Source organism: Oxynema aestuarii AP17 (genome assembly GCF_012295525.1).
Classification (GTDB): Bacteria; Cyanobacteriota; Cyanobacteriia; order Cyanobacteriales; family Laspinemataceae; genus Oxynema; species Oxynema aestuarii.
In genome coordinates, this window is record NZ_CP051167.1 from 5160931 (window position 1) to 5181172 (window position 20242).

Annotated in this window: 18 protein-coding genes, 1 tRNA gene and 1 pseudogene; 10 read left to right on the forward strand and 10 right to left on the reverse strand. The window is 52.9% G+C overall.

The window, feature by feature from the left end; all coding sequences use genetic code 11:
• Positions 1-786 precede the first annotated feature (786 nt).
• A complete protein-coding gene (locus HCG48_RS20645) occupies positions 787-1509 on the forward strand; it encodes a tetratricopeptide repeat protein (protein ID WP_168570852.1) in 723 nt (240 codons plus the stop codon).
• A 125-nt stretch (positions 1510-1634) separates the two neighbouring features.
• On the opposite strand, the gene HCG48_RS20650 is transcribed toward HCG48_RS20645, so the two are convergent.
• On the reverse strand, positions 1635-1835 hold the full coding sequence (locus HCG48_RS20650) for a hypothetical protein (RefSeq protein ID WP_168570853.1): 201 nt from the start codon (positions 1833-1835) through the stop codon (positions 1635-1637).
• A 42-nt stretch (positions 1836-1877) separates the two neighbouring features.
• Here HCG48_RS20650 and HCG48_RS20655 point away from each other — a divergent pair, with 42 nt between their 5' ends.
• Positions 1878-4664 carry a beta strand repeat-containing protein gene (locus HCG48_RS20655; protein WP_210437096.1) on the forward strand — a complete coding sequence of 929 codons (2787 nt, stop codon included), beginning with the start codon at positions 1878-1880 and terminating at the stop codon, positions 4662-4664.
• A gap of 73 nt (positions 4665-4737) precedes the next feature.
• Here the strand turns inward: HCG48_RS20655 and HCG48_RS20660 are convergent, their stop codons facing one another.
• The 7 genes from HCG48_RS20660 to HCG48_RS20690 all read right to left on the reverse strand — a co-directional run bounded on the left by HCG48_RS20660 (position 4738) and on the right by HCG48_RS20690 (position 12968).
• Entirely contained in the window at positions 4738-5880 is a 1143-nt protein-coding gene (locus tag HCG48_RS20660) for an AI-2E family transporter (RefSeq protein WP_168570855.1), read from the reverse strand.
• 151 nt (positions 5881-6031) lie between these two features.
• Entirely contained in the window at positions 6032-6223 is a 192-nt protein-coding gene (locus tag HCG48_RS20665; protein WP_168570856.1) for a hypothetical protein, read from the reverse strand.
• A gap of 106 nt (positions 6224-6329) precedes the next feature.
• The gene (locus HCG48_RS20670; protein ID WP_168570857.1) at positions 6330-6473 is read right to left on the reverse strand and encodes a DUF6760 family protein; all 144 of its coding nucleotides are present in this window, start codon (positions 6471-6473) and stop codon (positions 6330-6332) included.
• On the reverse strand, positions 6467-6787 hold the full coding sequence (locus HCG48_RS20675) for a hypothetical protein (RefSeq protein WP_246259670.1): 321 nt from the start codon (positions 6785-6787) through the stop codon (positions 6467-6469). Before HCG48_RS20675 ends, HCG48_RS20670 begins: the two co-directional genes overlap by 7 nt.
• 164 nt (positions 6788-6951) lie before the next feature.
• Positions 6952-8043, reverse strand: a complete 1092-nt coding sequence (gene ychF / locus HCG48_RS20680) for a redox-regulated ATPase YchF (RefSeq protein ID WP_168570858.1) — start codon at positions 8041-8043, stop codon at positions 6952-6954.
• Between the two features lie 358 nt (positions 8044-8401).
• Positions 8402-9763 (reverse strand): pentapeptide repeat-containing protein, encoded by a 1362-nt coding sequence (locus HCG48_RS20685; RefSeq protein ID WP_168570859.1) that lies wholly within the window; start codon positions 9761-9763, stop codon positions 8402-8404.
• 337 nt (positions 9764-10100) lie between these two features.
• Positions 10101-12968 (reverse strand): CBS domain-containing protein, encoded by a 2868-nt coding sequence (locus tag HCG48_RS20690; protein ID WP_168570860.1) that lies wholly within the window; start codon positions 12966-12968, stop codon positions 10101-10103.
• 421 nt (positions 12969-13389) lie between these two features.
• Between HCG48_RS20690 and psbZ the strand changes: the two genes are divergently transcribed.
• Complete coding sequence (psbZ, locus tag HCG48_RS20695; protein ID WP_168570861.1) at positions 13390-13578, forward strand: photosystem II reaction center protein PsbZ; 189 nt, start codon at positions 13390-13392, stop codon at positions 13576-13578.
• Here the strand turns inward: psbZ and HCG48_RS20700 are convergent.
• Complete coding sequence (locus HCG48_RS20700) at positions 13559-13804, reverse strand: hypothetical protein (RefSeq protein ID WP_168570862.1); 246 nt, start codon at positions 13802-13804, stop codon at positions 13559-13561. The genes psbZ and HCG48_RS20700 overlap by 20 nt on opposite strands.
• 94 nt (positions 13805-13898) lie before the next feature.
• Between HCG48_RS20700 and ribH the strand changes: the two genes are divergently transcribed.
• Both ribH and HCG48_RS20710 read left to right on the forward strand, forming a co-directional pair.
• Complete coding sequence (ribH, locus tag HCG48_RS20705) at positions 13899-14510, forward strand: 6,7-dimethyl-8-ribityllumazine synthase (protein ID WP_168570863.1); 612 nt, start codon at positions 13899-13901, stop codon at positions 14508-14510.
• A gap of 129 nt (positions 14511-14639) precedes the next feature.
• Positions 14640-14711 (forward strand) — tRNA-Gly (locus tag HCG48_RS20710).
• 229 nt (positions 14712-14940) lie between these two features.
• Here the strand turns inward: HCG48_RS20710 and HCG48_RS20715 are convergent.
• Entirely contained in the window at positions 14941-15771 is an 831-nt protein-coding gene (locus HCG48_RS20715; RefSeq protein ID WP_168570864.1) for a universal stress protein, read from the reverse strand.
• A 193-nt stretch (positions 15772-15964) separates the two neighbouring features.
• Here HCG48_RS20715 and HCG48_RS20720 point away from each other — a divergent pair, with 193 nt between their 5' ends.
• The 5 genes and pseudogenes from HCG48_RS20720 (at position 15965) to HCG48_RS20740 (ending at position 19831) form a co-directional block, all read left to right on the forward strand.
• Positions 15965-16456, forward strand: coding sequence for an acyl-CoA thioesterase (locus HCG48_RS20720; protein ID WP_168570865.1), 492 nt, complete (start codon positions 15965-15967; stop codon positions 16454-16456).
• 187 nt (positions 16457-16643) lie between these two features.
• A pseudogene (locus HCG48_RS20725) lies at positions 16644-17024 on the forward strand (response regulator); the annotation flags it as partial.
• Positions 17025-17377: 353 nt separating this feature from the next.
• On the forward strand, positions 17378-19072 hold the full coding sequence (locus tag HCG48_RS20730; protein ID WP_168570867.1) for an ABC-F family ATP-binding cassette domain-containing protein: 1695 nt from the start codon (positions 17378-17380) through the stop codon (positions 19070-19072).
• Between the two features lie 69 nt (positions 19073-19141).
• On the forward strand, positions 19142-19342 hold the full coding sequence (locus HCG48_RS20735; RefSeq protein WP_168570868.1) for a hypothetical protein: 201 nt from the start codon (positions 19142-19144) through the stop codon (positions 19340-19342).
• 33 nt (positions 19343-19375) lie between these two features.
• Positions 19376-19831: a pentapeptide repeat-containing protein gene (locus tag HCG48_RS20740; RefSeq protein ID WP_168570869.1), complete on the forward strand. Its 456-nt coding sequence runs from the start codon at positions 19376-19378 to the stop codon at positions 19829-19831.
• Positions 19832-20242 lie beyond the last annotated feature (411 nt).

A 20242-nucleotide genomic window follows, 5' to 3' on the forward strand; every position in this document is an offset into this window, starting at 1 on the left:
CTAAAGTAAACTACCTACGCCGATTTAAAAGAATATAGCTTGGGCAACAAGCCCATAGATGGCCTTCAAGTAGGAGCAAAAAAATTTTCGCCCTTACCGATTGGTCTTACCTCTAGGCGATCGGCGCTATCCGAGTTCCTAAGATTTATGGAAAGCACAGGTTGTACAAAAAAACTTGTATGGATCTAGCTTGGTTTTCGCTATTTCGGGCCCGGTTAGGTAGTCGGATTCTACCATGCTTGGGAAGTCCGTGCTGAGCCTCTCGAAGTCTTCTAACGCTCAATTGAAAATTGTTGAGGGGGACTGATTGCTCCCCAAACTTCTCAAAAAGTCACAAGGATTGCAAGATCGATTGACCCGATCGCCCCGGGGAAAGCCTCCCCGGCCTGGAAGCGCGAGGATCCGTGGGCCTGTCGGCGGCGATACGCCGGAGGCGTCGCGAGTGCGAACGCACGATCGCATCATGACACGCGATCGCCCCTCGTGCGCGGATCTTGACTGCGGACTCCTCTGTACGAGTCGATGCTTGAAGAAAATAGTTTTGTCATTATTTATTTACTTTGCAAGTCGCCCCGCCGTGAGTTTAACTCACAAATATGGCTCTCTTGGTTATCTGAGTTACGGAATCAATGAGAACGTAGATTATATAATTTTATTTGCGTTGTATTAAGTTTGTTGTGAATCCCGTTACTCAAAGTCTAAAGTTTTCACGAAGAGAACGCAGTCTTTAGAATTTTTCCGGATATCTTAAGCACATCACCCAATCGCTTGACTCGGAGGAATCAGATGGAATTCTTGCTTGTTATTTTGGCTTCGATCGCGATCGCCTATGGGTTGCTCAAGATGCTAACAAAAATTAAAAATTTCGACCGCGATCGTGCGACCAGTTCGACCCCGGAACCTCCCCGGGAACCCGCAGTTATTGAAGAATCGTGTCCTCCGGGTTCGCCGTCGATCCGTGTCGAGCAGTTCTTGGAAAAAACAACGGCCAACGATTTAGGATCCCCGAGTAAAGATTCGAGTTACGAAGATTGGAAAAATCGAGGCGATCGCCATTTGGTTTGTGGGGCTTATCCAGAAGCCCTCGAAGCTTACGATCGCGCCTTGGAATTGCAGCCCAAAGCTTCTTATCTTTGGCAACAACGAGGGGAAACCTTAAAACGATTGAGGCGCTATCAAGAGGCGATCGCCTCCTACGACCGGGCGATCGAAGTGAGTATGAATCCGATCGGTCGCTATCAAGCTTGGAATGGAAAAGGTTCCTTATTGTTTGCCTTGCAGCGCTACGAAGAATCGATCGCCGCTTACCACCAAGCCTTAGCCATTTGTCCCAATGGAATCGGATCGTCCCATATTTTAGGATTGGAAGGGATGGCCTGGTCGAAATTAAAACATTATGAAAAAGCAGGCGATTGCTATCGGCAAGCCTATCACAAGGCGATTGAAGTCTCGGAACAAACTCGCTTTCACTTGAACGATTGGCGGGTTCGATCTGCCGAGCAGATTTAACTTGGAACCGAGAAAATAGAGGGAATCGCAGATGTTTACAACAACTTAGAATAATCGTTGAAACATCGATCTCAACCCCTCGAATCAAAACGATCCAGAAATTAGGATCGACCGGATCGGTACCTTCAATCAATCGCGTGAATTAACCCTCGATGTAAATCTTCATAAATGCGATCGACCCAAACTTGTTCTTGCGAACTCAAACAATGTCCCGAGAGTAAAGTCATTAACGTGCGTTGGTCTTGACGGCTGATTTGACGAGAGGAGAGGATGCGATCGACGGCCCGGCGAATGGCATTTCGATCGGTAGATGCAATAGTATCCATAGGATCTCGGAGAAATTTAAACCCTTCCATCTTCTAGTATCCGTGAAATTACGGTTGTCGGTGCGATCGAGATCGGCTATGGCTGAGATCGCGATCGCAACGATCGCCGAGCGTCCCTCAACAGCACGAACCATGACCCAGACTCGGGGAATCAAACCCAGCCGCGCCCTCCAATGCCTCGCCCTGGCGATCGCCGCCCTATCCCCAATTGCCGCAAGGGCGCAAGTGATTCCCGATGGCAGCCTCCCGCAAAACTCCCTGGCCACCCCCGAAGGGGACCTCACCCAGATCCGGGGGGGAACCCAAGCCGGAAACAATCTCTTCCACAGCTTTAAAGAATTTTCAGTGGGTACCGAAGGCGTGGTCTGGTTCGACAATGCCGCCGGAATTACCAATATTGTGACCCGAGTCACCGGAGGCAAAATCTCGCAAATCGACGGCACGATCCGCGCCAACCCGGGGGCGAACCTATTTCTACTCAACCCGTCCGGGATCGTCTTCGGTGCCAACGCCCGCTTGGAGATCGGCGGCTCCTTTCTCGCCACCACAGGCGATCGCCTCCTGTTCGACGACGGCAGCATCTTTAGCGCCACAGACACCTCAACCCCTCCCCTGCTCACCGTCGCCGTACCGACGGGGATCCAATTTGTCAACGACGGGCAATCCCCAGCCAGTCTGACCGTCCTCGGACCGGGCAATCGATTCGGGTTCGGTCCGCTCCTCGAAACCGTGCGCGACGATCGCCCCACCGGATTCGCCGTTCCTCCCGGGGAAACCTTAGCCCTGCTCGGCGATCGCATCGACATTGCCGGGGGCAACCTCACCGCCGAAGACGGCCAGATCGAATTGGGAAGCGTCAGAACGGGAACCGTCACTTTTGGCAACGAAAACCCAGCCTTCAGCTATAACGTCCGAGAATGGGGAGATACGCGCCTGAGTGGAGCCGCCTCCGTCGATGCCAGTGGCGATCGTGGCGGCAACATTCAAGTGAGAGCGCGCCACTTAGCCGTCCTCGAAGGCTCTTCGATCTTGGCCGATACCCTCGGCGCCGGACCCGGTCAAACCGTCAAATTGCAAACCAGCGAATCGATCGAATTTTCCGGCTTGACCCCCGGCGACGGCACCTTTTCGAGTAGTGCCTTCGCCTCCGTGGCCCCCGGCGCCTCCGGCAACGGCGGTCAACTCCTCATTGAAACCGATCGCCTGCGAGTTCTCGACGGCAGTATCGTCGGCGTCGATACCTTCGGTTCCGGGAACGGTGGCTTGATGTCGGTCAAAGCCCGCGACGTCGAAACCCGAACCAGTTTTTGGTCCGGTTCGAGCTTTGTAGGCGCCACGGGAACGGGCGGCACGATCGCCATCGAAAGCGATCGCCTGCGGGTCTTAGAAGGGGCACAAATTCTCTCGTTTACTCGGGGAGAAGGCAATGCTGGAGAAGTCATTTTGCGCGCCCGCGAGTCGATCGAAGTAAGTGGCGCGGGGGTCTCCTTCGGCAGTCTATTTGCGAGTGTCGTCGTCACCACCGTCGAAATCGGAAGTACGGGCAGAGGGGGCAATCTCACCATAGAAACCGGACGTTTGATCGTGGCCGATGGCGGCGCCATTTCCACGGAAACCAACGGCACCGATCCGAGCAGCGCCGCCGGAGTGCTCTCCATCACTGCGACCGAATCGATCGACGTCTTCGGCCAGAATGAAGAAGGATTGCCCTCCGCCATTTCGACCAATGCCAATTTCGACGCCCCCGGCGCCGATTTGACCATCGAAACCGGGCGCTTGCGGGTTGCCGATGGCGGTCAGATCGGCTCCGGCAGCTTTGGGGCGGGCAATGGCGGCACCCTCACCATTCGCGTCAACGGCCCGATCTCGCTCAGTGGCACTGCAGCAGAGTTGGAATTTCGCGATCGCCTGTTCTTCACCGACGACTCGGGAACTCGCTTCCCCAGTGGCTTATTTGCGTCCTCGCAAGGGGCGGGCAATGCGGGAAACTTAACCATTGAAGCCCAATCGTTCTCGGCGGATAACCGTGCTGAAGTCACCGTGAGCAGTTCGAGTACCGGGCAAGCGGGGAGTCTCGAATTAATCGCGGAAACGGTCGATTTAGACACTCAGGCGCTCCTGCGAGCCGATAACAGCGCCGGGTTGGGTAATATTAGACTGTCCGCTCGCGATTTACGCTTGCGCGGTAACAGTCAAATTTCGACCAATGCCCGAGGGCTAGACGACGGGGGAAATTTGACGATCGCCACTCAGAATTTAGTCGCCCTCGACAATAGCGATATTACCGCCAACGCGGTCAACAGTGCCGGAGGACGCATCAGTATCAGTGCCGAGGGCATTTTCGGTACCGAACTGCGATCGCAACCGACGGCGGCGAGCGATATTACCGCTTCTTCCGAACTCGGCGCCAATTTTAGCGGCGAAGTGCGTTTAGAAACGCCGGAATTCGATCCGAGGACGGGATTTTTAAAAACGTCGCCGCAATTACTGTCTGCGTATCGGTTACAACTGGCAGGTTGTGCCGCCCCGGAGCAAAATCAATTTACGATTACTGGAAGCGGAGGATTGCCGGAAAATCCGATCGCGCCGATCCGCGCTCACAGCTTATGGAACGACCTGCGCGACATTCCCGAAGAGTCTAACGCCTCGCCATTGACCCATGAAGGCGATCGCCCTGTTCGTACTGCGTCTGCGCCTCCAACCCTTGAGGCCACCGGGTGGGTCACCAATGACACCGGAGGAGTGGAACTGGTCGCTTCGGGTCCCAATCGCGTCAATTTTTCTCGCTTGAACCCTCAAATTTCGGATATCGTCCCTGCTTGTCGTTGAAGGGGACAAGCCGCTTCTTCCCCCAGTCCGTAGCCCGAGGATCTTCCTCTCTGACGCTAACATCTAAAATCTTTCATCCTTCGATCGCCTCGTCGCCGATCGCTTCGCCATGCGATCGCGCTGGTGAATCCTCTGGATGGGAGCGATCTGGGGATTCTCCATCGGTATCGACCATTCCTTTGATAAATTGAGGGGGTTTGTTCCAGCGATCGAGGATGTCTTTAATTAAAACTTCTTGCAACCAAACTTGAGCCACTACGGTGAGAGGTAGGGCTAAAAATAAACCTAAAAAGCCGAAAAAGGTCACGAAAAAGACTTGCGCGAGTAAGGTGACGGCGGGCAACAGAGACACTTGTTCCGCCATCACGTAAGGGGTGAGAAAATTGCTCTCTGCTTGTTGGATAAAAATGTAGAGAATTAAAACGGCGAGGGTTTTCCAAGGGGCATCGAGGAGGGCGATCGCCATAGGCGGAATGACGCTCAATCCCGGACCGATATTCGGAATAAACGTTAGAATTCCCGCTAAAATGCCGTTAGCTAAAGACAGACGCACCCCGAGAATGGTCAATCCCAGCCAGCTAAACGTAGCAATCACGAGCATATTAAATAAAATCCCCACCAGCCAACCGCCGAGGGCGACTTCGCAACGATCTAAAATGCCCTCGACTCGGCGCCTGTAGAAGGAAGGAAATAAGCGCACGAAGGCACGACGGTAGGCGGCGGGATTGACTAAAAACATCAGCGACAGGACGACAACTAACAGAGAACTGAGCATGACGCCCAAGGTGCCACTGACGACATTTCCCGCCCGTTCAAATAGTTGATTGATTAAGGCGGGAAATTGTCCGGTAATCGTATCGAGATCGGGTAGGTATTGTTTTAAATCTCGGGGAACCCGGGTACGAAAACGATCGAGCCAGTTATTGAGTTCTTCTATGCCTAATTGAAGCAGTTGGATTAATTGTTGGAATTGTTCGGCAAAGGGCGGCACGATCAACCAGAAAAAGCCTGTCAGAATGACGAACAATAAGGTAATGGAAATCAGAACTGCCCAACCGCGTTTAATATGGAATTTTTGTAAGTAGCGCGCGAGTCGATTGAGGGCAGTTGCCAGGACGACGGCAGCAAAGACAAGAAGTAAAACTTGGCGAATTTGCCAGAGAATATAAAGGGAAATAAGTAAGCTTAAAAAGCCGATCCATTGACCTAGATTCACGGGCGATCGCTCCTGACAACGATTTGATAAGGATTTGATAAAGAGGGGGTAGATGGCGATCGCGCAGTTGCGACCGTCAACCCATGAATGAGTGATAAGAAGTTATGAAAATATCGGATTGAGACCGTACCGGATTGACGAAAAGATCGGTCTATTCTCCTCGTTGTTGCCACATGCGCCAACTCAGGAGAAGGGCTAAAATGGCGGGCGGGGTAAAAACACCGATCGCCGCGATCGTCGCCGTTGCAGGAAGCGCAAACTGTGGACCGACCCATTTAATCGCCACGGAGAGAACCGCCGAGGCGACGATCACTTTTAGAATAAATCCCACTGTACTATCCATTGGCCAGCAATCCTGATTCTCCTGATATTTTATTTAGATTTGATTGAAATTTGATTGAGATTCTCTCGAACTTCTCTGGGTTTTACTGAAAGTCCCTCTCGCCGTTTCAGGGAAGTAGTTTCTCGATTTCCTCGACCCATCGGCGTCGTTCGCGGTGTTCTAATTTTAAAATCTCCGCTAACGACCAGTGAAAATAAAAGGCGATCGCGGCTACCTCCTCGTAGAGGAGATCCAAGGGGTAGCCTACCATTCCCCCAGTTCGGAAAACCTCACTAATTCTTGATTGAGTTCGTTAAACTGTTCTTGCAGGTAAATAAAGTCTGCTAAAAACAATTCTTCTAACTGTTGGGGAGTGATTCGATCGAGGGTTCCCAACTCGACGATCGCCCGCGAAAGTATTACGAAAGTCGCATAAGCGGGCTCCTCCCGAACCCGGCGATCGCGGGTCACGTAGATTTCGTCTTCTCCAGTTATCGGACGCATTGTACCGTGACGGTGAAGGCGACCGCTTGCATCAATAACTCCTTTAGGAAGAGTAAACTCAATTTCTCGATCGAGCATCATTGTGTTGCCCTTGAGTTTTATAGAAATTAGACCATAAAGATTCGGACAAGCAACGAGTTTTTCGGGTTCGGCGATCGCCTCTGATTGCTAACCAGCGTATCCCGAAGCGATCGCCTTTCCCTTAACCCATTAAGGCGCAATTGTCGCGCGATCGAACGATTCGATCAAACATTAAATCGAAACAACATAACATCGCCTTCTTGGACGATATACTCTTTTCCTTCACTGCGAACTAACCCTTTTTCCTTCGCCGCATTCATCGACCCACTCGCGACCAAATCCGCATAGGCGATCGTTTCCGCCCGAATAAAACCGCGCTCGAAATCGGTATGAATCGTCCCCGCCGCTTGGGGGGCAGACATCCCTTCTCGAATCGTCCACGCCCGGGTTTCTTTCGGTCCGGTCGTTAAAAATGTCCGCAATCCCAACAACTTATACGTCGCGTGAATTAGAGATTGCAACCCGCCTTCTTCCACGCCCAAAGATTCGAGGAAGTCTGCCCGTTCTTCTGCCGACAAATCGACTAATTCCGATTCGACTTGCGCCGAAACCACGATTGTTTGAGCATTTTCGCGATCGCCAAATTTGCGAACTTCTTCCACCCACTGATTGCCACTGGCTAAATCTTCTTCCGACACGTTAGCCGCGTAAATAATTGGTTTGAGCGTTAACAATTCCAACTGTTTAACTAACTCTAATTCTTCCTCGTTTAATTCCGTTTGACGAGCCGATTTTCCTTCATTGAGAACGGCGGAAATCTTTTCGAGAACGGCGAGTTCGGCTTGGGCGTCTTTATTGGCGCGGGCTTGTTTGCGAGTGCGTTCGATCCGGCGTTCGATTTGAGCCAAATCTGCTAATGCTAATTCTAAATTAATGACTTCAATATCTCGAAGGGGATCGATCCCTCCAGAAACGTGAATGATATCGTCATTTTCAAAACAGCGAACCACCTGAACGATCGCGTCAACTTGACGAATATGAGAGAGAAATTGGTTCCCCAAACCTTCCCCTTGACTGGCTCCTTTCACCAATCCTGCAATATCGACAAACTCAATTCGCGTCGGCACAATTTGCTCGGAATGAGAAAGTTCGGCGAGCACTTGGAGGCGTTCGTCAGGAACGGCGACCACCCCTACATTCGGCTCGATGGTGCAGAAGGGAAAATTAGCTGCTTGGGCTTTCGCATTAGCTACGAGGGCGTTAAATAACGTAGATTTACCGACGTTAGGGAGTCCGACAATTCCAGCTCTTAACATATTGGCCTACAAAAATAACAAGAACAAAAGATCGACGGTGAGTTTTGCAGCTTAATTTTACAGCTTAATTTTGCAGCTTAATTTCACGGTGCAATTTCACACCTTTAATCGTTGAGAGCGATCGTCAAACGATTGGCAAAACTACAGGTTTTCAAGCTTAACACGATCGCCAATAGTCCGTAAAACTGATGTTCGATTCGACGATTATCGATCGCGTCCAATCGAGAACGGCCAAAGGCGAATGAAAGCGCGAAACCGCACGATTAGCGGTGATTTTAGTCCGCAGCATCGACGGGGAAATTGAGGCCGATGGCGTGACTCTCGGCGCTCGAACCCGCCGCAAACCCTCGATTCTTGCCTAGGGTTGGGTTGGGCGATTCCCCGCTTTGGGAACCGATTTCGGGGCGATCGAACCGTCGGGCATCACCGTTCCGGTCAAATTGGTATTTTCGAGGTGAACGCCGCTCAAATTGGCGCCGTAAAGGCAAATCCCGCTTAAATTGGCCTGACGCAAGTCCGCTTGAGTTAAATCGGCTTGAATCAGACAACTCGGCTGAATCGAGGTGCCATCGACTTCAACCTGTAAGTCTTCCCCTTTTAAAACTAAAACAAATGGACCGATTTTAATCGTCGCGCCGTCCGACAGGACCACCGGGCCTTCGAGTTGTTGGTCGTTGACAAAGACGCCATTGGTGCTGTTGTGGTCGCGCAAGACATATTCCCCTTGAGAATTGACGTGAATCACCGCATGACGGCGGGACACGAAGGGGGAATATAATTGGATGCTAGCTTTGGGCGATCGCCCCAACCAAATCGTCCCTTGATTTTTCAGAGAAAACGCCCGCGCCTTACTCCCTTCCCCCACCGGGGTCGAAAAATCCGCTCCGACTAAAATCGCGCGCGCCAAATTGGCCCGACTCAAATTGACTTCCGTCAACTTCGCCTCGGTTAAATTGGCGCGGGTTAACGTCGTTTCACTTAAATTGCAATAACTCAAGTTCGTGCGGCTCAAATTGGTCTCGTTCAAATTGGCCCGACTTAAATTACTCCCGGACAAGTCGCTGCGCGCCAAATTCGCCTTACTTAAATTGACTTCGCACAATTTGGCGTGACGCAAATCGACATCGGATAAATTTGCCCCCGGCAACTTGGCCCCGAATAACTGGGCGTTTCTCAAGTCCGCTTTTTCCAATTTGGCGTTACTTAAATCCGCATCGTACAAGTCCGCCTCGCTCAAATTGGCGCCGTTGAGTTTTGCTCCTTTAAAGTTCGCCCCGACGAGATTGGCAGATGATAAATTCGCCTCGCTCAAGTTGGCATGGGTTAAATTGGCTTTGCTTAAATTCGCCCGACTCAAATCAGCTCCACTTAAATCGGCGCGGGTCAGATTAGCGCCGGACAAGTCCGCCAAGGTTAAATTCGCCCGAAATAAATCGGCCCGCCCCAAATCGGCGCGGGAGAGATTGGCCCGGGAGAGATTGGCACCGAAAAATTTCGTCTGAGCCAAGTTCGCCCGACCCAGATGGGCTTTTTCTAAATTGGCTCCACTTAATTTCGCTTGAGTGAGATTGGCATCGTAAAAATCGACGCCACTGAGTTCGGCATCGTACAAGTCAATCCCCATGAGCTGAGCAAACATCAGATTCGCCCGACTCAGTTGTACCCCGCGAAAATCCCTTTCTCCTGCTGCATACCGTTTGAGCAGTTCGTGAGCGTTCATGAGTCCCCATCCTAAAATAATGCGACGATCTTAAAACTTGGGGGCAGATTTGAGAATTGAGCAGAACTTGCGAGAAGCGTCCGCTTCAAATCTGCGGTTGAAGCGAGAGATGAATCGCGAGCCAATCCTTGTGCTATAAGATTAAATCTTCTTGGAACACCAATTCCAAGGGCGAAAACCAGGGTTAACAACAGGTTCTAAAAACTTAACCCCCCTGGGGAAGACGGGTTTGGGCTTATGGAGGCTGAGTCAGACTTATAGAAAACTTGTTTTCTGGGGGCTTCGGCGGGAGAAGTAGGAAGCCGCGAGGGTAATCTTCGATTCAATCGGCGCTATTTCACGGGAAATGTTCTTGAATAAAGGTTTCCGCTTCGGCGCGAGTGACGATCGCGCGATCGAGGGTCGCCGCCAGCACGGCATCTAAAATTTGCTTATAACGCGGACCGGGTTTGTAGCCGAGGGTTTTGAGGTCGTGGCCGTCGAGGAGGGGCTTCGTTTCGATCCATTCGGTCAAATATTGCCAAATTTTGCGGCGAATGGGACGGGAGGCGCGCACGGCGACGAGCATTAGGGTCAGCACGTCGTAACGGCGCAACAGCCTCACGATCGCGCTCGGACGGGTTAACTCGCTCACCGGGGACACCGCCTCGGACGCCTCGGCCAAACCGTCGAGGCGATCGATCGTTTCGATACTCATTTGCAAGTTCGTGGCCACTTGGCGGCGATCGCCCGGGGCCAAGTGGGCCAAAATGACTTCTAAGCGAATTTGCCAATATTCCGGCAGTTGGGAGAAACAGGGGGGGACGGCACCCCCCATTCGAGCGGGTCGCCGCGCGATCGCCTGCAAGCCGCGATCGACTAAACACAACTCTCGCCACAACCGCCCATTCAATTTCAAACTCGGATGGATGCAGCGCAACGCCCCTAAATCCCCGAGCAGTTCCAAGGCACTTTTCCAATAAGGCGCCTGCAAAATATATTTCAACTCACTTTTGAGGCGCGTTTCCAACGCCGGGGCGCGTCGTTTGCCCGAGGCGGGGTCGAGGGCGTTTTTCTGCATCCGTTCGTAAATCCCACTTTCGAGGGCGTGGCGGATGTAGCGTTCGGTTTGCGCTTCGATCTCGAAACCGAGACGCACCGCAAAGCGCACGGCCCGATAAATTCGCGTCGGATCTTCGATAAAGCTGTTGGCGTGCAACACCCGAATCCGACGGTCTTGCAAGTCCAGCCAACCGCCGAAAAAGTCTAAAATCTGTCCGGCGCGATCGCCCCCGGTCAGGCGCAGTGCCAGGGCGTTGATCGTAAAATCCCGGCGGTAGAGGTCTTGACGGATCGAACTGGCTTCTACTTCCGGATTGGCGGCGGGATAGGGATAAAATTCCGTGCGCGCCGTGGCAATATCGACCCACAGCGAATCTAAAACCGGGTCTTTGTGCCAGAGTAAGGCGGCGGTTTGAAATTGTCCGTGAATGTCGAGGCGGGCGGCGGGATACAGTTGGCGCAAGGCTTTAGCCAGTTCCATTCCCGCTCCGACATCGGCGGTTTTGTGGAAGCCATCGACGACGAGATCGATATCGCCGAGCATCAACGGTTCCTTGCACGGATGGAGACCGGAGGTGTCGTCCTCGTCGCTTTCCGAGGTTGAGCAGGGGGAAGAAACGGCGAGCAGGAGGTCGCGGACGCCGCCGCCGACGAGATATAAGTGCCAGCCGCGCTCTTCGGCTAACTGGGCGGCGCGATCGAGGAGGCGAGCCAGGGGCGGGACTAAACTCCGCGCCAGTAAGGGTTTGACCGAGGGCGGTAGGGGACAGTAGGGGTGAATGCGATCGATCGGATCGCGCGACTGTCCGATCGCCTTGTCTTGATGTAGTTGGCGCAGTAGGTCGGTGCGGGTGACGATGCCGATCAGTTCGTCGTTTTCGAGGACGGGCAGCCGTCCGATATCGTAAGTGACCATCAACGCTTCGATCTCTTGAAGGGTGGTATCCGGGGCGATCGTTTTGAGGTTGGTGGTCATGTAGCCTTTGACCGGGGCGTGGGAAAAGCCGTGGTGTAAGGCAATATCGAGGTCGCGCCGGGAAATTACGCCGACGAGTTGTCCCCGGGAATCGACGACGGATAAGCCGGAGTGACCGTAACGCAGCAGGATGCGATGGGCTTCGTGGATGGTGGTGTCCGGTCGGATCGTCCGCACCGGGGAGGACATCAGTTCGCGGGCGAGGGGCGGATGGGGGATTTGCTGTTTGAGGCGATCGAGCAGATCCGGCAGGAGGCGATCGCGATCGGCGTTGCGTAAGGCGGCGGAGGCGGCACGGGGGTGACCGCCGCCTCCCAAGGGTTTGAACAGTTCGTGCAGGTTGGTTTGGGGGATGCGCGATCGCCCGATCAGGGTCAGCCGTTCGTCGTTGCCACTTTTGACGGGATAGTAATGGGCTAAGAGCACCACGTCACTTTCGGTCAGTTCGAGTAAGTGAGAGGCCAATCCCGCCAGTCCGGGCACGTAAGCGTCACTGTCGAGCACGACCCAAGACACTGTATTGCCTTGAATCGTTTCGGACTGGAGATCCCTGAGTCCCACGGCGAGCAGGTCTTGCAGTTGGGGGGACAATCCCGGTTCGATGTATTCGGCGATCGCCCGCACGCTAGCCCCGCGTTCCATCAACCAGGCTAACGCTGCCGCATCCCTGGCGGTGGCGTGGTCGAAGGTCAGCGACCCGGTATCTACGTGGATGCCCAAGGCCATGACCGTGGCTTCGGCGGCGGTCAGATGGCGCCTGTTGCCTGCGGGAGCGCCGTCCCCTTGGCGATCGATCGCGGCGATCTGTTTTTGCAATTGTTCGACAATCAGGGTGGTGGTCGCTCCGACGGCCTCAATTTGCGTTTGAGTTGCCGGAATGTCACTTTCCACGTCGAGATGGTGGTCCCAAATTTGAATCGGGACGGGCAAATCCAACCATTCCGCCGTTTTGCCGAGGCGATCGCGCTGTTGAGTATCGACCACGATTAAGGAGCGAATTTTCTGCGGATCCACCGATCGCCGTTCGATCAATGCATACTCGTCGCGATGTAACGCCAGAAACTCCCGAACCCCCGGATGACACCCCCCCGATAACACAATCCGCGCCCCCGGTTGTAAGCATGTCAAGCCGACAGCAGCCCCGAGGGCGTCGAAGTCGGCAGTGGTATGGCACAAAATTAGATCCATAGGGAATTCAGGAGTCAGGAGTCAGAAGGCAACAGGAACGATTCCAAGTCTCTCAGGCGGGTATCTTGCTGCTGGTGCGGTTCTCTTGCCCGCTTCTTCGACTAACCTGCCGAGGGGGAATGGGGTTCTTTATCAATTTTAGAGGGGATCTTTACGAGAGTAGAGAAATTCGTGCAATTGATGATTAAATAAGGGTTTAGATCGGAAAATCGATGGATATTGACGGCGTTTTTTGCACAAAATCTCTAAAAAACGTTCTCCTCGACGAGCTTGCCGATCGCAGCTTCGTTCTTCGAGAGTCGAGCGCGATCGGGTGCGGCGAAGGGAGCAATTTTTGATAGGGTACTAGACAGGACTGATACGGCTGCTCGTTCGGGCGCCGCAATCTTTACACTCGATCGCTGTGTTGGGAGAAAAAACCATGACAATTATTTTTCAGTTAGCACTCGCCGCTTTAGTTCTGATGTCTTTTGCGATGGTCGTCGGCGTTCCTGTCGCCTATGCCTCGCCTCAGAACTGGGATCAATCCAAAACCTTACTCTATTTGGGGTCGGGCATTTGGGCGGCTCTGGTGATCTTAGTCGGCGTCCTCAACTTTTTGGTGGCTTAAACGGGCGATCGCCCGCTCGGTCTTTCCCTTTTTGGGCAAGCCATTCTCTGGAGGGAGAATTTCCATTCGAGCATCGATCGCCGAACGGTCGCCGTGCGATCGCGGCGGCGAAGATCCCGGAAGGGTTCTCCCTCACTCCCCAGAACCGATCGCCCCTCAAGGGGGTTCGAGGGTTCTGAAGTCTTCTAACTTCTAACAATCCGTTGTAAGTGCCGTTCGGCGACATCTCGATGCAGACCGTCGCGAACGCCTCTCTTTCATGTTTGGGAGCGAGTTGTTCGACTGCGCTCCTCTCTTTCCATTCTATCTTTTGTATCTCAATGGCAGTTTTCGAGGGAAATTTTACTCAAACCGAACACTTGCGGTTTGCGATCGTCATCGGTCGGTTCAACGACTTAATTACGAACAAACTTCTAGAAGGATGTCAAGACGGACTCAAACGTCACGGCGTCGATATCGACCCGGAAGGAACTCAAGTCGATTACGTCTGGGTTCCGGGGAGTTTTGAAGTGGCCCTCGTTTCCCGGCAGTTGGCCTTAAGTCAGCGCTACGATGCCATTATCTGCCTCGGTGCCGTCATCCGAGGACAAACCCCTCATTTCGATTACGTGGCGAACGAAGCCGCTAAAGGGATTGCCGCCGCCGGATTTCAAACGGGGGTTCCGGTTATTTTTGGGATCCTGACTGCCGATACCATGCAGCAGGCGCTGGAACGGGCGGGAATTAAAAGCAATAAGGGCTGGGAATACGCCCTCAATGCTTTGGAAATGGCCAATTTGATGCGACAAGTCAAAAATTTACCCGAATTGGGCATGGCTTACGGTTCTTCTACTGCATTGGCGGAACGGGATAATCCCAGTCTTCCCGCTTCGACCGCGCGCGGCGATCGCCCTTGGGAACCCCAGACCCAAGAGGATCGAGAACGCTCCTAGACCGGAATCGAGGGGCGATCGAGACGGCGATCGCCACCCCTGGTTCAAAATTTTTGCGGGTAGTGGTTGACAGAATCTAAATTTACTGGAATACTAATATTTACTGACGGCCTCGCGGCTGGAAGTCTCGCGGGTATAGCTCAGTGGTAGAGCGTCACCTTGCCAAGGTGAATGTCGCGCGTTCGAATCGCGTTACCCGCTCTTTAAAAAATCAACAATCGCAAGTCCCTGCCATTGGCGGGGCTTTTTGTTTTCTTTTTGTTTGAGGGGCGACGCTTTTAGCCGGATCGCCCCTGCGGATCGAATGGGGAGGTGGCAGCGATCGGGTGCGATCGCTGCCACCCCAGATCTGAACGAAGGAGACGATCGGCGGCCATCCTCAAGAGATCGAGACTGACCGACCTCACGCCGTCCCCGACAGGCGATCGCCTCAGTCGGAGGTTCGGCTAATCAAGACCGGACAGTTGGCGTAAACGCGCACGTAGTCGGACAGAGAATTACCGAGGAGGCGGTCGAGATCCACTAAACTCTTGGCAATCGACGGGCGGCGATCGGGCGAACCGATCGTCAACAAGTCGATGTTATTTTCCTCGACCAAATTACAAATCACCTCGCCGGGTTTGCCTTCTTGGAGAATGCAGCGATAGTCTACCCCATATTTTTTCGCTTCGGCGACGGCTTCGCTTAACACCGGATCGTCTTGTTCGCTGGTAATCCCTTTATCGGGATTGGCGCGCACTAAGAACAATTGACCCCCCTTGACCTCGCGCAGCAGGAATAGGGCTAAATCCAAGCATTGGCGGGCGGACTTGGACTTATCCATCGCCACCATCACCCGCTTGATTTTTTTGACGTAAACGTCATCTTTGACCAACAGCATCGGACGCGAGGCGAGTTGGAAGACGTATTGACTGACCGATCCTTCCAAAATGGCTTGCAAGCGACCTAACGCCCGCGACCCCATGATAATCAGATCGACATCTTCTTCCTCGGCGATTTCGCAGACGATCGTTTTCGCATCCCCTTGTTTGAGACGCGGATTGACTTTTTCCGGAGCAATATTGAGGGACTTGACCGCTTCGGCTAGAATTTTCCCCCCTTCTTCCAGTTTGGCGGCCATATCATCGGCAACAATTTGCTGCGGAACCACGTGCAGAACCGTCACCGATGCCTGTTGAATTGCGGGAATATCCAGCAACATATTGAGCATCTCTTCGCACAGTCCCCGTCCGGCAACCGCTACTAAAATTTTTTTAATCACGATCGTTCTCCTGGTTACAACAGCTTTTGTGTTTTTGATGGGGGAGCCAAACTCCCTTAAGGTTTAAGGTGTCAGTTGCATTGGTCTGTTTGGCGGATCGGGGGCGATCGCTTGCGCCCCTTAAGATTTAAGGATAAGACTGATTACTTACTGAAAATTTGTAGAAATGTAGCGTTTTGGCACAATTTGTAACATGACAGAGCAACGCAACCCGCAAGCCAAACTGCCACCGACGGAGGCGATCGAGACTTTATCGGCCCTTCCGGGCGGAACGTGGTTTGAATACCCGGTGCGAGCGCACCCCCACCATACCGATTATGCCGGGATTGTCTGGCACGGAACCTATTTAACCTGGATGGAAGAAGCGCGGGTGGAGTCGTTGCGGGCGATCGGGATTAATTTCGCCGATTTGGTCAACCTCGGTTGCGATTTGCCCGTGGTCGAACTCTCCGTGCGCTACCACAAGCCGATGCAGATGGGTATGGATGCGGTGGTCCGAACCCGCATGACCCAGATGGACGGGGTACGCTTGAATTGGGAATATCAGATTCGGTCCGTCGCCACTGGAGAGCTGTTCCTGACGGGGTTGGTGACCTTGGTCGCCGTCGATCGCGATAAGGGAAAAATCATGCGGCGCCTGCCTCCCGCGTTCCAAGATGCCCTCGTCAAGCTGTCGCGCGAGTGAGGCGATCGCCGGAAAGCTTTTTGGGGTCGAGGATTGTCTCCCTCGGATCCCTCGGATTCGGGGATGGCGATCGCCGCTCCCGCTTGGAGAGAGTCGCGGACAACAAACCCGGCGATCGCTACCTTCGATTCCCCTTCCGCGCCTAAAATGGGGAACCAAGTAGAGATTGGCAAGGTAGGGAATTTAAATGTCAAAAAAATTAAAGCTCTTAGTCGTCGATGACGAGGTAGAAAACCTAGATTTGCTCTATCGGACTTTTCGCCGCGAGTTCCAGGTGATTAAAGCGGATAGTCCGTTAGATGCCCTGGAAATCTTAGACGGAGAAGCGGAAGTCGCCGTGATTATTTCCGATCAGAGTATGCCCGAAATGAGTGGGGTGGAATTATTCGGCAAAACCACCGATCGCTTTCCCGATACCATTCGCATTTTGCTGACCGGATATACCGAGGATTCTCTCGACGAAGGGGCCGAGGCGATCGAGGGAGCGCGTATTTTTAAATGCATTACCAAACCCTTCGACACGGAAGAACTTAAAGCCGTGGTGCAACAAGGGGTAGAAGTCTACCAAACCGCCCGCGCCAACAACTAGATTCAGGGCTTCCCATCCGGGCGTTGAGCGCCTCGCGCTCGCCCCGTTCGCCCCTTCCGTGGAATGGGGAGCGCAGCTCGACATCGGCGCTGCGGCGATCGCCCCCGTTTCCCACGCTCCGGGAGTCGAGCAGATCCGGACTGAACCGAGAAATCGCCCAAGATATCGTTACTTTTTGTTAAGATCGACACGACCCTCACAAAAGCCATCCCGTGGCCGTTACTCGTGCCGCGTCGCTGCCGACTGTTCCGGCAATTATACCGAACTGGCGCCGCCGTCGGTTGGAGGAGTCGCCAAACTTGCCCTACTCAGCCTTGGAGAATTTTCGATCGATGTTAAGACTCGAACACGTTAGTAAAATATACCCCACTGGTGAAGTTCTCAAGGATATTAACTGGGAAGTCAAGCCCGGCGATCGCATCGGCTTAGTCGGCGTCAACGGCGCCGGAAAATCCACCCAACTCAAAATCATTGCTGGAGAAATCGAACCGACCGCCGGAGAAATTATCCGCCCCGCCAACTTGCACCTCGCCTACCTCACCCAAGAATTCGAGGTAGACCCCGGACGCACGGTTCGCGAGGAATTTTGGACCGTCTTTAAAGACGCCAACGAGATCCAACATCGCTTGCTTCAAGTCCAGCGCGACATGGAACGGGCCACCCCGGACGAGTTAGACCGCCTCATCAAAAAACTCGACCAACTCCAGCGCCAATTTGAAGCCTTGGACGGTTACACGTTAGACGCCCAAATCGAGAAAATCTTACCGGAAATGGGCTTTACCCTCGAAGACGGCGATCGCCTCGTGAGCGCCTTCAGTGGCGGCTGGCAAATGCGGATGAGTTTGGGTAAAATCCTCCTCCAAAATCCCGACCTCCTGCTCCTCGACGAACCGACCAACCACCTCGACCTCGAAACGATCGAATGGTTGGAAACCTACCTCAAAGGCTTGTCCACGCCGATGGTCATCGTCTCCCACGACCGGGAATTTCTCGATCGCCTCTGCACCCAAATCGTCGAAACCGAACGCGGCGTTTCTACCACCTATCTCGGCAATTATTCCGCCTATCTCGCCCAAAAAGAACTCGATCGCGAAGCCCAATCCGTCGCCTACGAACGGCAACAAAAAGAACTCGAAAAACAACAGGCATTTATTGAAAAATTCCGCGCCAGTGCGACCCGCAGCACCCAAGCCAAAAGCCGCGAAAAACAACTCGACAAAATCGAACGCCGGGAAGCTCCCACCGGGTCGCTCAAGAGTTTGCGCTTTCAATTCCCCCCGGCCCCGCGAAGCGGTCGCGAAGTCGTCAAGATTGACAACTTGGTCCATACTTACGACGACAAAATTCTATTTCTCGACGCTAATTTAGAGATCGAACGCGGCGATCGCATCGCCTTTCTCGGCCCCAACGGCTGCGGTAAATCTACCCTCCTTCACATGATGGTCGGCTTGGAAACCCCCACCGAAGGAACGGTCAAACTCGGCGATCATAACGTCATTCCCGGTTACTTCGAGCAGAACCAAGCCGAAGCCTTAGACCTGGAAAAAACCGTCATGGAAACCATCCACGACGAAGTCCCCGACTGGAAAAACGAGGAAGTCCGCACCCTGCTCGGGCGTTTTTTGTTTAGCGGCGAAACCGTCTTTAAAAAGGTCGTCGCGCTCAGTGGAGGGGAAAAAGCACGTTTGGCTCTGGCGCGAATGCTCCTGCGTCCCGCTAATTTATTGATTTTGGACGAGCCGACCAATCACCTCGACATTCCCGCGAAGGAAATGCTCGAAGAAGCCCTCAGTCAATACGACGGCACGGTGATTATTGTCTCTCACGACCGCTATTTTATCTCCAAGGTTGCCAATAAAATTGTCGAGATCCGCGATGGTGAATTCCGCACTTATTTAGGTGACTATCACTATTACTTAGATAAAATCGCCGAGGAGAAGGAAGCGGCACGAATCGCCAAATTAGAGGCAGAAAAAGCGGCGAAGAAAGCGGCGAAGAAGTCTAAGACGGGGTCGAAGCGCAAGTAAATCCCTTCGACCCTGCCGCCAGTCGAAGTCCGATCGCCCCCCGGTTCTGGGAGATTGCCCTCGGGGGGGGTGACCCCGCATCGGTCATCTTGCTGTCGCGGCTTCCCTGGCGATCGTTGCAGATTTTCGGCGCGATCGCAGCGATCGCGATCGCACGAATTGTCCGATTTTAGTTACAAAGTTGTAACGATCGCGATCGTCTGTTTATCCGATGGCGATCGCATATTTCGTAATATTAAAATCACGAAGTCTATCGAGGAAGTGAATTAAAATGGAACTATAGAAAGTTAGGAGGACGAGCAAATGAAAACCGGGTTTTTCTCTGCCGTCGCAGTTCCTGTCATCGTCTTTTTTGCGGCTCCTGCCGTCGCCGAAAATCCCGCTCATCTCGAACAGTTGCTAGAAACGAATCTCTGTCAGGGATGCGATCTCAGTGGGGCCGATTTGAGTAACGCTCACTTGATCGGAGCGGATTTGCGAGGAGCCGACCTGAGTGGAACCAACCTGTCAGCCGCGAACCTGGAAGGGGCGGATCTCACGGGCGCTAATTTGGCAGGTTCCAATCTCAGCAATGCCTTTTTAAATAGTGCGAGTTTGCGAGAATCGAATTTAGAAGATGTCAATTTCAGCGATGCCAATTTATCCTTCGCCGATTTGACCGACGCCGATTTAACCGATGCCATTCTGCTCAATGCGAATTTGAATGGAGCTGATTTAAAACAAGCCAATATGCCAAGTGAAATTCTCGGACGGCAATAATAACGGCAAGCATCAACAAACGTCAGTTATTGTGGTTTCAAATAAGAATGAGACAAAATATCTGTGTAGAGGTGATTCGCGAATCACCTCTACAGGGTGTGGGTCAACTCACTCTTAAAGGCGCTGTAAATACCAGAATCTGTCTCAATCTAAATTGACGGCAATAATAACGGCAAGCATCAACGAACGTCAGTTATTGTGGTTTCAAATAAGAATAAGACAAAATATCTGTGTAGAGGTGATTCGCGAATCACCTCTACAGGGTGTGGGTCAACTCACTCTTAAAGGCGCTGTAAATGCCAGAATCTGTCTCAATCTAAATTGACGGCAATAATAACGGCAAGCATCAACGAACGTCAGTTATTGTGGTTTCAAATAAGAATAAGACAAAATATCTGTGTAGAGGTGATT